Raw genomic sequence first — 15,717 nt, 5'->3', positions numbered from 1 at the left:
GTAGTAGAGTTTGCTCTCTACATCATCGGTTCTTTTGCTTTTGGAAATATATAAGTAAAAGAGCAGAAAGGTGTTGATAGGGAATGAGGAGAAGTATCACATTTATGCCTAAAGTAGGAAATATAGTTGAAAATGCATTAAGAAATGGAAAATTGTGGTGTGAGAATGAAGTTGAAAGAGATAATCATCTAATGGGAAGAGAAAAAATTTAAAGTGGTATATTCAATTAAAGTCTATATCCAAAATAAATTAAAAACAGCACCAGACTAAGTTGAGTCGGTGCTGTTTTTAATTTATTTCATTTCAAAGTTTTTTACTGCTTTTGGCGTTCATTTTTAAAATGCATATCATTCTCCATGGTGCATTAATAGATAATGCTTACCTAGGTATCACAATTCTTTCCCCAACAAATCTTGATAAACACACAGCGCAGCTCCTGCAACAGCACCGGTATATTGAGAATAGGGTTCGACAATAATTTGCGGATGTCGTGGTAAGGTTAATAACTTAGGGTCATAATCGAGCAATTCAGAAAGCAAATCAACAATTTTGGGTTCTGAAAGCAGTTTGCTGTGCAGATAGACTTTATTGGCATCAATCATCATGTTAATTTTGAAGCACCGATTGAACGAAAAGAAGAATTATCCAAGATTTGCTATCGGCTACATGAAGTAAGAGTTTATGAATTGGAACTATAAATAATTGCAAAAATGTGAAGAATAAATTTTTGAAGGCATGAAAAATCAAATGCGCTTTTATAATTAAAGTGTTGTATTTGGAACAGAAGGCAAATTTTCAGAAAAATTAGTGTTCTCAGATAAACCAATTTATAAGGGGCCTCAGTGAGAAAACCTCCGGTTTCAACCGGGGGATGAATCACGTCTCGGACGCCCGTTGTTGTATTCCTTTAATTGATTTTGGACATATTGCAAGACCACTTCTTTCGATACGTCCCCTACCGTGCTGGCAAAATAGCTTCCAGACCACAAAGAGCCTTTCCAGAGTTCTTGTTTGGTTTCCGGAAATTGCTTAAACCACTCGCGAGCAGATGCGCCTTTTAAAGCCTTCATTATGGAACTAATCGAATGATGCGGCGGAAACGATACCACTAAGTGAATGTGGTCATCGACCACTTCGCCTTCAATAATAGTGATTTCATTGCGTTCGGCAATCATCTGTAAGATGTCTTTCATTTTTTGGCGTCTTTCAGGTGTGGGAAATAAGTTTTTTCGATACTTCGTTACCCACACCAAATGATAGGTTGCTCGGTAGACATTCGTTCTCGTTTTTGTGTACATATGTATCCCCCTTTTTAATCAATGTAACCATATAGTAGCGTTGCTTTTTAAATATCATACGTGTTAAAATCAGTGTACACATAAAAGGAGGTGAAATCAACATGTTGTATGGAATAAAAGGACAATTAACGCTCAAATCCCAACAAAAACAACTCGTTGCACAAAGCGTGGGCAATACACGGTTTGTATGGAATCAGTTTTTGGCAATGTGGAATGAACGGTATCAAAATAACGCATCGCTTCCTCCCCTAACAGAGTATGATTTAAGCAATTTACTGCCTACGTTGAAGCGGGAATATCCATTCTTAAAGGAATCCGACTCGACCAGTCTGCAACAAGTCTCTAAAGAATTAACACAAAGCTTTAAGGATTTTTTCCAGAACCGGAGCCACTTCAAACACCCCAAATTTAAAAGCAAGCAACATGCCCGTCAATCGTATACTTCCAAAAACATCAACAACAGTATCCGTTTAGAAGGCAACTACTTACGATTGCCTAAATTGGGTTGGGTACAGTTCCGTTCGGGACAACCGTTTACCGGAAAAATCAAACGAGCAACCGTTACCTTTACCTCAGCTGGCACCTATGAATGTAGTTTACTTGTAGACGACGAAAGCCAAGTCGCTACGACTAAAACGCACCAGATGGTGGGGATTGATATGGGGGTATCAGATCTAATGGTCTTATCTACCGGCGAAAAAATCAAAACCATTCGCTTCCACCAACAGCTAACCACAAAACGCTTGTACTGGGAAAGACGGGTGGCACGTCGTGCGCTTAAAGCCAAACAAAAAGGGATCGCTTTGTCGGAAGCCAAAAACTATCAACGAGCCAAACAACAACGAGCGCGTATTTACCGAAAAGAAAAGAACCAACGTCAAGACCGTCTACATAAGCTGACGACTGAGTTGGTTCAACGATTTGATGTGATTGTGTTGGAGGATTTACAGACGTCCAATTTAATAAAAAACCATTCTTTAGCTCGGAACATTGCGGCACAATCGTGGCGTGAAATCCGCCGGATGTTGGAGTACAAATGTGCACGATACGACAAAGAATTGGTTATTGTTAATCCGTACAAGACATCACAAATCTGTTCGGCTTGTGGTTTTGATGATGGCAAACACGCCTTGGATATCCGCGAGTGGGACTGTCCGAACTGTCATGCCCATCACGACCGCGACGTAAACGCTGCAAAAAATATTCTTTCTATTGGCTTGGGACAAGCCTTGGTTAAACAGCCTAAACCGCTGTCTGTAAGCTGAAATGCTTATCAGACAAGTTATGGGTATTCCCAGAAGCTCGGTACTTCAGTGCCGATGTAGTTCACAAATAATTCCTTAAAAGTTATGGCTTAGAATAAACTTAATTCATTTTGAAGATGCTAGGACGAAAGTATCTTTTTGGAAAAGTTAGACACACTTTCGGTAATTTTAATAAACAAATAGAAAAATACACTCCCAAAACTAATGAACTATTTGTTCAAGTAGTTTTGGGAGTGTATTTTTTTAGAGACTTTTTGTCCCAGCCTCTTGGTATCAGTAGCTCTCTGTCTCGACGACAACTTTATCGAAGGCCTCTTTGCATTAGTAACCTATTGTTCTATTTAGTTAACTTTTTTTTTCGTGAAATAGGATTCTCTAGTCATTTGGTAGTGAAAAGTATCTACAAGGTTACCGTTTAACTCGTACGCGTCTTTATCAATATATTCAAGTGACATACCTATTTTGTTCAATACTCTGGCGGAAGATTCATTTCCCGTATCATGTCCGGAAGTAATACGTTCTAGTGAGAGAGTATCAAAACTAAGAGAGAGGATTCGTAAGCAGGCTTCTGTTGTTAGTCCTTGTCCCCAATAGTCTCTGTTCATCATATACCCGATCTCACCTGCACGCTTTTTATCATCCACTCTAAACTCTATTACACCAATCATTTTTCTATCTTTCTTATGTTCTAAGGCGTAGAAACCTAGAGGGTTTTTTAAATAATAATTGGCGATAAATTCTTTTGTCTGGAGAAGTGAAGTATGGGGCGTGAAAATAAATGCCATCGTTTCTTCATCGCTGACATAGTCAAAAATATCCTCTGTATCTCCTAAGGTAATAGGTCTTAATAATAAGCGATCGGTTTCTAAAAAATGATTTTCTGCTAACAATAACGTATAGCTTTTTTCAGTCATAAAGCGCTCCTTATCTATAAATTAAGTGATTATTATAAATCATAGCATATTTTTTTAATGTATATACAAAAAATAAGATAAATTAAGTTGAATAATGAGAGACACTTTTTTTAAAAAAAAACTAAAGGCTAAAAGTACGAAAAGTAACTGTATTTAAAATCTATGCTGAGATATATTTGTACAGAGAATATTTTATAAGGCTATTTAAATTCTTTTGTTCTTTAATGGTAAAATAGAATCATTGATATCAAACACAAGGAATATAGAAATTGGAAGCATACATAGATGACAATTGATTCAACTAAAATTTTTTTGTAGATACTTTTATTGAAGATACCGATTACTTAGAAACTTTTATGAAAGAAAAGAATTGACAGCTTTCACTAGAAAATCAATGTGAAAAAACTATATTATAGAATAAGAAAGGATCTAAATCCATGACTGAATATGTGTACATTGCCGCCGACGCTCCTTTAAGGGTAGGATTAATTGATGGCAGAAGAGGCGATTAACAACCAAATGAATTTCCGATGGCTATTCAAAATTATTTTTATTTCGAAGAAAATGTAGATGAAGACACTGGGAATTTGTTTAACTTTAGCATCCATTTTCCCTTCAAAATCGCCAACTATCAAGTAGCATCTATGGCTTTAAACGTGCCTTTATTTAATCAACGAAGTAGCTCAGCTCCCAAATTTAAAAATACGCTAAAAGCGCTAGAAAGCTATATTTATGAGCAATTTGAAAATGGGAGCAATCAGATAGTGATTTTATACAGCTTAAATAGTTATGAAGATGAACCTTTAAAATCAAATGCAATACTCTCTTTATCTGAGTTGAAACACCAAGATTTATACTATGCTGAAAATAGGCTAGTGACGATAACGAAATAGTTTAGGATGAGCATTATTTCTTTGAAAAAAGAGTCTTTTATTATACTGAAGAAGGGAATAGGGGGACTCCAGATGAAAAAAATAATCAAAGGGAAACATGCAGCAACTATCGCAGTTGAAGATTTAGGCGAAGGGAAGCCGATTGTTTTCTTACATGGATGGCCGTTCAACCAACAAATGTTTGAATACCAGTACAACTATTTTTTACCACGAGGTTACCGAATAGTAGGGATTGATTTCCGCGGCTTTGGGATTTCTGATCTGGTGATAGAGGATTATAACTACAATACATTGGCTGATGATGTCAGAGTTGTCTTAGAAGAACTTCATATTGAGAAGGTTATCTTGGTTGGATTCTCAATGGGTGGTGCAGTTGCAGCTCGCTATATGGCTCATCATGATGGATTTGGTGTGGAAAAAGTGATCTTGATTAGTGCAGCAGCTCCTCAATTTGCAAAAAAGTCGTATTATCTGACCGGTATAAAAAAAGCCGAGGTTACCGACTGGATCGAGCAAATGCAAACGGATCGACCTAGGATGATCCAAGACTACATTAAACAGTTATTTCATGAGAAGCCTTATGCCGCTTACAAAGATTGGCTCAGTAGTTTGGCTTGGTCAGCGTCTTCTTATGCACTGATTTTGTCAGCTTTGGCTTTGCGTGATGAAGAGGTAAGCGTTGACCTTGAAAAAATCGCTGTCTCTACATTGATTTGTCATGGAGAAAAAGATCGAGTGTGTTCTTATGAAATGGTGGAAGAAATGGCAGCGTTGATCCCGCAACATTTTGTGGTTCCCTTTAGAAAGAGCGGACATGCGATTTTTCATGATGAAACAGACAAATTGAATCGTGCAATGCTGCGGTTTATACAGAAATAAAAAGAACGATAACCATTTCGATGGTTATCGTTCTTTTCTAAAGGCTCTGATTCATTCTCTACCAAACCTCTTCTGCAAACTCCCAAGTCTCTCCATTATCCACAGAGAGGAGCAGCAGTTTGTTGTTGCCATTGTAATCCCCATCTTGACCCTGATTGACCAATAGATAAAGTGTTCCGTTTTCTTCGTAAGGCATTTCTGGAAAATCAAAAGCTGCATATTTTTCCTCATCCGTGAGCGGAACTTCAACGAGAGGCAATGTCACTTGTTCAAATGTCACCCCGCCATCCATCGTCCGATACAGATCTGCATAAGTGCTTCCGCTATGAGAAAGACCGATAAATCCAATTTGTTCGTTAATAAAGGTAATACCTGTGGAAACGCCGATACTGCCTAAGAATGGGTCTGAGTTGAAGATTTCCCATGTTTCTCCACCATCCAAGGTCTGCTGAAGAACGTAAAAGCGACTGCTCGCAGCTGAATCTACAACTGCTAACTGATAGCCGAATTGTTCATTGAAATAGAAAAACTCGTCATCAGGCGTGTACGTTTCTTGATCTGCTATCTGGAACTGTTCTTCTGCACTCAGAGCAGGAGCAGCTATAGAAGGATCAATGAATCGGACCGGTATATTAGCTTCATTATCAGGAGTATACACGGAAACGGTGTAACCGGCTATTTCTCCTTCTGCTCGGTTTAATATATTGGTGTCGCCTTTCTCGTTAAAGTAGGTAATGCCTTCCAGATTGTATCCCCAGCTGCGGTAACCAGCATAATAGATGCCAAAAGATTCTTCATTCCAGTCACTGATCGTTTCTTGTATAGGCAGCACTTTGAGAGCGTTGATCAATGGCTGCAATTGCTGTTCTTCCTCAAAATTCGGATCCGCAAATCCGTTTAAATAAATCGTCAGGTCCTTGCTTTTTGAATTGTCGTAATCGATCAAAAAACTTTCCGTCTCGTTATTTTTATTTAAACCATACAAAAAGGCATAGACATCCGTGATCTGTCCGGTTTGATCAAATGTAATCTCCACTTCATCGCTTACATACAACTCATTTGGTAAAGAAACTTCTCGCTGGATATCCCCTAATAAGCCGTCTAATCCGTTTTCGTATAGATTATTATGTGAAAATTCAACTGTACGGGTATTCACCCAATCATCAATTATAAAAGCTAGTTTGCCCTGAAAATTGGTGGCACTCTGGTAGATATTAAACCCCGTTACTAGAGTGATCAATACGAGCAGTACTGCAGCGAATCGAACCCACCATTTGCTGATATTTTTCAGTGCAGGAGAAACGATCTTTCCAAAAGGGACGGAGCCTTTTTTGACTGAGGATCTGTATTTGATCAAACAACCAATCAACCAGCCTGCCAATATCAAAGCTCCAACTAAAATAATGGGTGCTCTTCTAGACACACCACCATATTGTGCCAAAAAATAGAGATAGTAACAAACTACTCCATAAATGATCACAACAAATGGATTCCATACCAAAGCACGCCAAATCGTATTCTTTTTCTTCACGTCATCATCTTCCTTATTGGTTTGATTTTAAACTTCTATCCGTTAGTTTATCATTTCAATGGCTGATTTTTGACCAGAAGTTAAAAAAAATTTATTTTCTTCACAAATAATGAGCTGTAGCAAATTTGCGTTCTCTTTTTGAGAATAGTTGCTTTATAAAGGGATGCAAAACTTAGTTGCGTTCCTTTTTTTTTTACGAAATGACGTCTAAAAGGAACGAAAACTACTTTTATGTTCCCTTTTCTATCACTAAAACACTTTTAGGGAACGTAAATGCGAACCAGCTTCGTTAAGCTCATAAAAAAACTAAGAATCTGCAATAAATGAAGTTCTTAGCTTAATTACAATTAATACTGAACTCTAGATTGCTTCCAACCTGCTAAATAACCAGCGACGGAGCCAATCACTAACAGAGGAATCCATTCTAATTGATATTCGTAAAGGGGTAAATGTTCCATCCAGTCCAAAGCTATCCAACCGCTTTTATGTGCTACGGAAAACAGACTCTCTATTGTAATCAAGATCAGAGGAAGCTGCAAACTAATTCTCGGAGAAGAAACAAAGAACGTAAATGCAATCAATAAAACTGTTGAGATAGAAATAGGATAAATAATACTCAAAACCGGCACGCTGGTTTCAATGACTTGATCCAATCCTTGATTTGCGAGAACGAGAGAGAGAACTGTAAAGATGATCGCAAAGCTCTTATAAGAGATGGATGGAATCAGGCTGTTAAAGTATTCGCTGACGGCAGCGATCAATCCGGTAGCAGTGGTCAAACAAGCTAAAAATACAATGACTCCCAGTAAAACAATACCCAAAGAACCAAAGGCATCATTCGAGATGTACTGCAATAAAAACGTGCCGGCATTTTGATTATCGGGAACAACCGTATCAAGAGCTACACGGTTACTAATCCAGCCTAATCCTCCGTAAATCAACCCAAGTAGGATGGCTGCTAACACTGCAGATTTTATCGTACCTGCCAACAACTCTTTTTTATTAGTGATTCCAAGGCTCCGAATCGAATTGAGTACAATGATGGAAAAGGCAATCGCACCAATGGCATCCATTGTCAGGTAACCTTCTGTGAACCCTTTGATAAAGGGAACTTCCATAGTAAACTCTGTCGATGCAGTTTGCGGATCATTGGTAAAATACATGAACAAAGCTCGAAAAAACAACAATAGAATCACAAACAACAATGTGGGGGTTAAATATTTCCCAATGCGGTCGCTCAAATCAGCAGGATTTAAGGCAATCCATAAGACCAAAAAAAAGAACAAGACAGAGAAGATAAACAAACTTAATCCGTTCGATTCGTTTAAGAATGGGACAACCCCCATTTCGTAGGCAGTCGTTGCCGTTCTTGGGATAGCAAAAAATGGACCGATTGTTAAATAAATCACCGCTAAAAAAGTGACGGAATAGGCAGGGTGAATTTTATTTAGTGATTCTTTATACCCATGTTCTGAAATTGAACCAATGATCACGCTTAATAAGGGTAAACCGACACCTGTTAAAATAAATCCTAAAATAGCCGGCCAAAAAAATTCACCGCTCTGAAAACCTAATGCTGGTGGGAAAATTAAATTTCCTGCTCCAAAAAACATGGCAAACAGCATAAAACCAACAATAAAAATATCTTTCGTACGCATTCAAAACCTCCTAAAAAACTCTTTAAAACAAAGTCCTGTTAAGAATAGCATAAATTTAGATATAAGCGTATGAAGATTAAAAAAATTCCATCTATTTGGAACATTTGAAATAAAAGCTTTTTTTGCTCAAAAAAGCACAAAAATCTGCAAAAAGATGGGTTCTAATTAATTGTCGGTCATACTTTTGGTATACTGAAAATAATCAATGGTACGTGTATTGGACTTCAAAAAATAAAAGGAGAAAGAGGGTAGGTATGGATGGGAAAAGCAGGGAAAACAGCTTGGACAATCGGTCTAGGTTTGTTGCTCAATGTAGCATTAGCAGAGACGGTATCGGCTGAAAATCAATTGACGGATATTGATATCAGGGTAGATTTACAAGAAGACGGATCGGGTACCGTAACGGAGCATCGTGAAATGTCGATGGATGATGGAACAGAATTATTTATTGTATTGGAAGCAATGCAGGATTCGGAACTATTGGATTTCTCAGTAGCCGGGTATGAAGAGGTGACAGATTGGGATTCAGATGATTCACGAGAAGAAAAAGCGGGCAAATACGGAGTTATTGATACCGGTGATGGGTTGGAATTGGTTTGGGGAATTGGAGAATACGGGGATAATACTTATGAAGTGACTTACAGCCTCTCTAATCTGGTGCGAGAACTGGAAGATGGACAAGCTTTATTGTGGAACTTTGATACATTTTCTGATATTCCAGCTGAGAATTTGACAATGGAGATAGCTGGTCCGGCACCTTTTACAGAAGAAGATGTCAGGTTTTGGGGTTTTGGATTTGACGGAGACATTCAATTAGTAAATGGGAATATCATTTGGGAAGCTGCGGAAGAAGTAGGCGACAGCAATGATGTGATCGTGTTGGCGCAATTTCAGTCTGGATTTTTCCAAACGCAAGCCAGTGTCAATATGACGTTAGATGAACAACGCGAGATGGCGATGGATGGTTCGACGTACAACAAAGAAGCTACTTCGGATACGATTCCGATAATATTGGTTTTAGGAATCGGAACGCTAGCTTTCGGAGGAGGATCTGCGGCAGTTGCTTATTCACTAAAAGTTAAAAATGCTAAAGAAGCGGCTGGTCAAATGCGTAACGGTACAACTCGACTTTCAGACAATAAGAAAATAGTGTATGAGGAAATTCCATTTCATGAAGACGATTTAGCGGGAATCGCTTATTTCCTACATGAAATAGGAAAAGGGTACTTTGAAGATTACTTCTCTGCGTATCTATTGAAGTGGGCAAATGAAAAAAGAATCCAAGTCGTTACGACAAAGAAAGAAGCGGTCTTTAACGAGAAATTTGATACAGTGATCCAGATTGCTGATTATGAAACAGTGAGACAACGGTATCGGATTTCATTTGCGGAGATTGCAGAAAATCTGCCATTGGATCAAGAAGTGACCTATGAAATGGGCTTGTGGGTAATGCTGTTGGATGCTGCGGATACGACGGGCAGGGTCACAGATGACAGTATGAAAAAATGGGCTAAAGAACATGCCAAAGAAGTGGAAGAGTATGCGAATTATTTGATTGACTATTCAAAGGATTACTTGGAAGAAAAAGGATTGCTCCGATTTGATGAGGTAACTGTGTGGGGACAAGATCATGAAGTTGCCATTGCAAATGAGGAGGGCGATCAGTTGTATGATCGTTTAGTCCAGTTTGATAATTATTTAGAACAGATAGATTTAAAAGATGTACAACATCAAGCTGCCCGTATAACAGTGGAAGAATTTATGTTGTGGAGCACGTTGTATTATCGAAGTGCAGAAATTACAGAGCAGTTTAAGGAATTGATGCCTGAACCAACGGATCATTACGAAGAAAGCCAGTTTGTCTATTACTATTGGTATTGGAATGGAGCATACGGATTTAGACAAAATTGGTCAAGCGGCTTAGACAGCGGTGGCTTCCATTCGTCTATGTCTATCGGAGCAGCAGGCGGTACAGGCGGCGCTACCTCATTTGGAGGCGGAGCCGGTGCTGGTGGTGGCGGCGGTGGCGGAGCGCGCTAAGCCTGTCATGGAAATGAAATAGAATGAAGAAGCTGGGGTCTTAATTTAGATTCCTGCTTTTTTATCTTGTTTGAAATAAAGATTTATTAAGGAGTAGGCATTTTTCAGACACCATAAGGATCTAGTTGTGTCAAAATTGTTAGCACAACGCATCTTTTTTTATTCTACTTATATTAAAAGATTGCTTTTAAATCAACCCATAGGTAGAATAAAAAAGATTTTTCCAAAAGTATAAAACAAGTTATTTTTAAATCAAAAAAAGCCTTTATCAAGAGAGAAATGGAGCAGTAAATAACAGATTTTGTTCGATGTACAGAGTAATCTTGATTAAGGGAAAGGAAAGAAGTACATGAGGGACACGGTGATTGTGATTCCGTCTTTAGATCCGGATGTAAAATTATTGAATTTATTAGCGTCTATTCGTAAAAAAGAAACGAAATTGCCGATCTTGCTCATCAATGATGGGAGCAGTTCGGAATATGACGCCATTTTTAAAAGAGCTGAGAAGTATGTTGATCAGTTGTTGATACATAAAGAAAATAAAGGAAAAGGAGCTGTCTTGAAAACAGCTATGCAGTTTATTTTGAAGGAGATGCCAGAAGCCGAACATATGGTGACTATTGATTCAGATGGACAGCACAGTTATGCCGATATGGTAAGTTGTATTCAGTTGGCTAAAGAGTATCCTGATGCTTTGATATTAGGGACTAGAAAGTTTGATAAGAAAGTTCCTTTTCGCAGCAAATTCGGGAATGTTTTGACCCGAAATGTATTGCGTCTCTCTATTGGTCTCGATATTGAAGATACTCAAACAGGTCTGCGGGTGATTCCCAAGTCTTTTATGCCTCAATTAATAGAAGTAGCTGGGGAGCGTTTTGAGTATGAGACAAACATGTTGATTGAAACGAAAAAGCAGCAGCGAACTATTCTCTGTCAGCCTATCGAGACTATCTATATTGCTGAAAATGCCTCCTCGCATTTTAGAGTTGTAGCAGATTCTGTAGCCATTTATGGAGTGTTTATCAAGTATCTTTTGTCTTCTGTGTCATCTTTTATCGTAGATGTAGTGGTCTATGCGGTGTTGATTCATTTGCTGGATCAAGTTGACCTGTCATCGATTTTCATCGCTTCGATAGCAGCCCGTTTGGTTTCAGCAGTGTTCAATTATTATGTGAACCGAGAGTATGTCTTTTCACAACAGAATAAAAATAGTTTTTACCATTATTTTGGACTGGTTTGTGCACAAATCATAGTGTCTGCCTTACTAGTCTATATGGTCCACTCACTCTTTATAGTGGGAGACACAGTATACTTTAAAATCATGATAGATAGTTTGTTGTTCTTTTTGAGCTACTACATTCAAAAGAACTACATTTTTAAGAGGTGAACAGATGAAAAAAATAAGCCGTTCTAAAAAAGTCGTGTATGCATTGACTGTATTGTTTTCTGTGGTGTATCTAGTTTGGAGAGGTATGTACACTCTTCCATTTCACGGATCTTTATTTGCGCTCCTGTTTGGTATTCTGCTCTGGATCAGTGAGATCGTGTCCAATTTTACAGGATTGATTTTGGTATGGAGTAAAAGCAAGTCCAAAGAGATCGCCAAACCGGAAGTTCCTTTAGAAGACTATCCGGATATCGATGTCTTAATCGCAACACACAATGAGGAAGTCGATTTATTGTTGAAGACGGTGAACGCTGCTGTAAATATAGATTATCCAGACAAGAGCAAAGTACATATTTATTTAGCAGATGATACGAATCGTCTAGAAGTGAAAGAGCTTGCTGCTAAATTTCATATTGGCCATATCGGGCTGGAAAACAATCGACATGCCAAATCTGGAAATCTCAACCATGCATTAGCGCAAACGAGTTCTCCTTTGGTGGCTACATTTGATGCCGATATGATTCCCTATTCTGACTTTTTGATGGAGACAGTGCCTTATTTTGTGGAAAACCGTCAGCAACTAGCTGCCGGAGAAAATGTTAAACCATTAGGGTTATTGCAAACTCCTCAAAGTTTTTACAATGCTGATCTGTTCCAATACAATTTGTTTTCCGAAGCTTCGATGACCAATGAACAAGACTTTTTTTCTAGAGAAGTCAATGTCTTGAATAATGCCCATGATGCAGCAATTTATACAGGTTCAAATACCGTCATTACCCGACAGGCGATAGTGGATGCGGGAGGTTTTCCTACGGACACGATCACAGAGGATTTTGAATTGGGTGCTTTAATTAATAGTCAAGGATACAAAAACATTTCTACCTTGGAACCGATGGCTAGCGGATTGACTCCGACAGATATCCCAAGTACGTTGAAACAACGTATTCGCTGGGGCAGGGGGGTTGTCCAAAGTGTCCATAACTTGCACTTATTAACAAATAAACGCTTATCTTTGCAGCAAAAACTGATTTTTTTAAACAGCTATTTATACTGGTGGTCTTTCATTAGACGGTTATTGTATATTTTAGCGCCTATTTTATTTACTGTTTTTGGGATTCAAGTAGTGGATACTAATTTCTGGACTTTGTTGCTGCTTTGGCTACCTAGTTACTTCTTTTTACATTTATCGATGCAAGATCTTGCAAGTGACATTCGAACGCAACGTTGGGGAGAGGTTCAAGAAACGATTTTTGCTCCCTATCTGGTTATGCCGGTCCTGATGCAAGCAATTGGAATCAAAGAAACTAAATTTAAAGTGACTAATAAAGCAGCTACTCAATCTAAAAAAGATTTGCTGTATGTTTTGCCCCATTTGATTTTATGGATCTTGACCGTCATTGGGCTAGTGACCTTCAATTATGGGAAGTTTGGTTCGGAGATCTTTTATGGCAGTGTGATTTCTTTTTGGCTGTTGAATCATTTGTTCAATTTGACGTTTGCTGTGTTGTTCTTTTTAGGACGTCCACTCTATCGAAAAAATGAGCGCTTTTTAGCTGAAATTCCTTTAAAAATATCTTATGGAGGAAAAGAATTTGACGTGATGACCAAGAATATCTCTGAAAACGGACTATCATTTGCTGCATCGACGCCGTATTATTTTCCTGATGACGCTGTCTTGGATTTTGAAATAACCAAAGGAGAGTACACCGCTCAGTTAAAAGGAAAAATCGTAAGAGTATTCTCAGGAGAAAATGAGTGGGACTATGGTGTAGCTTTAGACGAAATGCCGGAGCAAGTATATTTGAATTATTTGCAAATTATTTACGATGGTTTCAACCGTAGTTTGCCGAAATTCTTCGATCCATGGGTGACTCCATTTGATCGTTTCTTTGACAATATCCACAAGCGATTGCTGCTGAAGAAAACTGCTTCCAATAAGGTAAGCAAGTACGCACAATTACAATTAAATGAAGCAGTTCAGCTAGGAGATTTTACAGTAATCCTAGAAAAATTTGATTACCAAACGATGACTTTTTTATCAACAGAAAATAGGGCTCAACAGCAGATTGATGTGATAGAAATAGAGGGAGTAACATTTCAGCTACGATTTGCTGAAGAGACAGGAGATGGGCGTTACCTTTATACGGTCCAAAACTCTTCAGAATGGGTCAACACAACAGCATTTCAGCAGTTATTAGCAAAATGGGTTTCAAAAGGGGATGAAGATGTTGCTGTTGATGATTTTGCGTATTAGTTTATTTCTCTTTTCTTTATTTGGCTATAGAGTTGTGTTTAAGCAACTGATCAAATTAAATGAGAGAGTTAGTTGGGTAGCGAGCTGTGCTTTAATTACATTAGTTTTGTATTTTAGTGCTTATCTAGGACAACTCTCTATAGTCGGAATCAGTTTATTTGCAATAGGATGTTTATTAGGTGCTGGGTATCTTGTTAAGCAACTAAAAGAGAAAACATTGCGGCCGCCAACCTTGAATCTGTTGACAATTTGGTTATTGTTTTATTTTTTGTTGTTCGCTGCGACATTATTAACTACTCATTTGGAACATTATGACAACTATTCCCACTGGGCGATAATCGTAAAATTTCTTTATACAGAAGGAAGACTTCCGGCAGCTGGAGATGCTATCATCAGCTTTTCATCTTATCCAATAGGGAGCTCTTTGTTTATTTATTATGCAACTTTGATTGGCGGATACAGTGATTCAGTAATGTTATTTGGTCAATTTGTGTTTATTTTCAGCTGTATCTATGCCTTTTTTGCTGTTGTTAAAGATGAATCAAGAGCACTGGTGATCACAATGCTGTTTAGTTTTATTGCTGTGTTCAACCATTTTAATATTGCTATTCGGATGAACAATTTATTGGTCGACTTTTTACTGCCTATGTTGACATTGGCTGGAATTGCAGGCCTTTACAGAATGCAACTAAAGTATAGACAAATGTCGGTCTTTTTAGTTCTGATTGCAGGTTCTCTGAGTATCGTAAAAAACAGTGCACTGTTTTTTACAGCTGTTTTGATAGTATATTACATCTCTCGAATCATTGTGAATTGGAAGTTTTATCAAAAGAAAGGGACTGTAGTGAGCATCGCTTTGTGTTCAATAGCGAGCTCGTTTATCCCTTATATTTTATGGAGCCAACACGTCAAAAACAATTTAGAGTCTTCGAAACATGAAGTGAACTTAGCAGCTTACCAGCAAACATTTGGTGAAAAAGATCAAGCCGTGATTCAGCAGATTTCGGATAAATTTATTTCGACGATCACAAATCTAGGAACACCTTCCACAGAGGGGATCTTATTAGCCAATTTAATCTTGGTGACAGCTTTTATTGTGATTCGATTTGTCTTGAAACGAAAAAGCAGCATAGTCCGATACTGGGTGATTATAGATGGTGTTACCGGAATTTACTATGCTGGAATCTATTTCATGTTCTTATATTCTATGCCGACTGAAGAGGCGTTATACTTAGCTGGATTTGAACGGTACGCTGCCAGTATAGTTATTTTAGCCTTAGGAATCGTCATGATGGTCTTAGCCAGAGAAGTAGATGCCTCTTTTTATGAACAAGATATGACTGCACGAAATTACCGCAGTTTTAAAAGTTTAACAACGAAAAAATGGTATCAGTATGCTACTTTGTTCTGTTTGTTTTTTGCTACTTTATTGCTTCTCTCGGAAAATAATGGAATGCGGTATAATCAATTTCATTTTGCAGATTCCACGCCAGCTCAGTTTATGAAAATTGGAGAAGAGCAGATGATCTTGAATCAAACCCGTTACTTAGTCGTAAGTCCTGATAAGAACAAGTTGATAGTTATTCAGTAGGATACGT

The 15,717-nt window shown here is 38.1% G+C and carries 13 protein-coding genes; 8 read left to right on the top strand and 5 right to left on the bottom strand.

Translation table 11 applies throughout. The features are described 5' to 3' along the window. The first annotated feature begins 83 nt into the window (after positions 1-83). The gene (locus ACEN4I_RS03595) at positions 84-212 is read left to right on the top strand and encodes a hypothetical protein (RefSeq protein WP_407125865.1); all 129 of its coding nucleotides are present in this window, start codon (positions 84-86) and stop codon (positions 210-212) included. Positions 213-389: 177 nt separating this feature from the next. On the opposite strand, the gene ACEN4I_RS03590 is transcribed toward ACEN4I_RS03595, so the two are convergent. Both ACEN4I_RS03590 and tnpA read right to left on the bottom strand, forming a co-directional pair. Beyond that, positions 390-605, bottom strand: a complete 216-nt coding sequence (locus ACEN4I_RS03590; protein ID WP_407125866.1) for a hypothetical protein — start codon at positions 603-605, stop codon at positions 390-392. A 255-nt stretch (positions 606-860) separates the two neighbouring features. After that, entirely contained in the window at positions 861-1,298 is a 438-nt protein-coding gene (gene tnpA, locus ACEN4I_RS03585) for an IS200/IS605 family transposase (RefSeq protein ID WP_407102154.1), read from the bottom strand. Between the two features lie 101 nt (positions 1,299-1,399). On the opposite strand from tnpA, the gene ACEN4I_RS03580 reads away from it, so the two are divergent. Continuing rightward, positions 1,400-2,563, top strand: coding sequence for an RNA-guided endonuclease TnpB family protein (locus tag ACEN4I_RS03580; protein WP_407102153.1), 1,164 nt, complete (start codon positions 1,400-1,402; stop codon positions 2,561-2,563). Between the two features lie 341 nt (positions 2,564-2,904). On the opposite strand, the gene ACEN4I_RS03575 is transcribed toward ACEN4I_RS03580, so the two are convergent. After that, complete coding sequence (locus ACEN4I_RS03575) at positions 2,905-3,477, bottom strand: GNAT family N-acetyltransferase (protein ID WP_407102152.1); 573 nt, start codon at positions 3,475-3,477, stop codon at positions 2,905-2,907. A 530-nt stretch (positions 3,478-4,007) separates the two neighbouring features. On the opposite strand from ACEN4I_RS03575, the gene ACEN4I_RS03570 reads away from it, so the two are divergent. After that, positions 4,008-4,370, top strand: coding sequence for a hypothetical protein (locus tag ACEN4I_RS03570; RefSeq protein ID WP_407102151.1), 363 nt, complete (start codon positions 4,008-4,010; stop codon positions 4,368-4,370). A gap of 72 nt (positions 4,371-4,442) precedes the next feature. Beyond that, positions 4,443-5,249, top strand: a complete 807-nt coding sequence (locus tag ACEN4I_RS03565) for an alpha/beta fold hydrolase (protein ID WP_407102150.1) — start codon at positions 4,443-4,445, stop codon at positions 5,247-5,249. 58 nt (positions 5,250-5,307) lie between these two features. On the opposite strand, the gene ACEN4I_RS03560 is transcribed toward ACEN4I_RS03565, so the two are convergent. Then, positions 5,308-6,780, bottom strand: a complete 1,473-nt coding sequence (locus tag ACEN4I_RS03560) for a WD40/YVTN/BNR-like repeat-containing protein (RefSeq protein ID WP_407102149.1) — start codon at positions 6,778-6,780, stop codon at positions 5,308-5,310. 347 nt (positions 6,781-7,127) lie between these two features. Continuing rightward, entirely contained in the window at positions 7,128-8,438 is a 1,311-nt protein-coding gene (gene brnQ, locus ACEN4I_RS03555; RefSeq protein WP_407102148.1) for a branched-chain amino acid transport system II carrier protein, read from the bottom strand. A 258-nt stretch (positions 8,439-8,696) separates the two neighbouring features. Between brnQ and ACEN4I_RS03550 the strand changes: the two genes are divergently transcribed. The 4 genes from ACEN4I_RS03550 (at position 8,697) to ACEN4I_RS03535 (ending at position 15,710) form a co-directional block, all read left to right on the top strand. Then, complete coding sequence (locus ACEN4I_RS03550) at positions 8,697-10,478, top strand: DUF2207 domain-containing protein (protein WP_407102147.1); 1,782 nt, start codon at positions 8,697-8,699, stop codon at positions 10,476-10,478. A 349-nt stretch (positions 10,479-10,827) separates the two neighbouring features. Further along, positions 10,828-11,865 (top strand): GtrA family protein, encoded by a 1,038-nt coding sequence (locus tag ACEN4I_RS03545; RefSeq protein ID WP_407096864.1) that lies wholly within the window; start codon positions 10,828-10,830, stop codon positions 11,863-11,865. Positions 11,866-11,869: 4 nt separating this feature from the next. After that, entirely contained in the window at positions 11,870-14,119 is a 2,250-nt protein-coding gene (locus ACEN4I_RS03540) for a glycosyltransferase (RefSeq protein ID WP_407102146.1), read from the top strand. Beyond that, positions 14,103-15,710: a lantibiotic ABC transporter permease gene (locus ACEN4I_RS03535; protein ID WP_407127521.1), complete on the top strand. Its 1,608-nt coding sequence runs from the start codon at positions 14,103-14,105 to the stop codon at positions 15,708-15,710. Before ACEN4I_RS03540 ends, ACEN4I_RS03535 begins: the two co-directional genes overlap by 17 nt. The last annotated feature ends 7 nt before the right edge of the window (positions 15,711-15,717 follow it).

The sequence above is a fragment of the Desemzia sp. FAM 23990 genome (assembly GCF_045528485.1).
Classification (GTDB): domain Bacteria; phylum Bacillota; class Bacilli; order Lactobacillales; family Carnobacteriaceae; genus Desemzia.
This window is presented reverse-complemented; position numbering and strand designations above follow the sequence as displayed.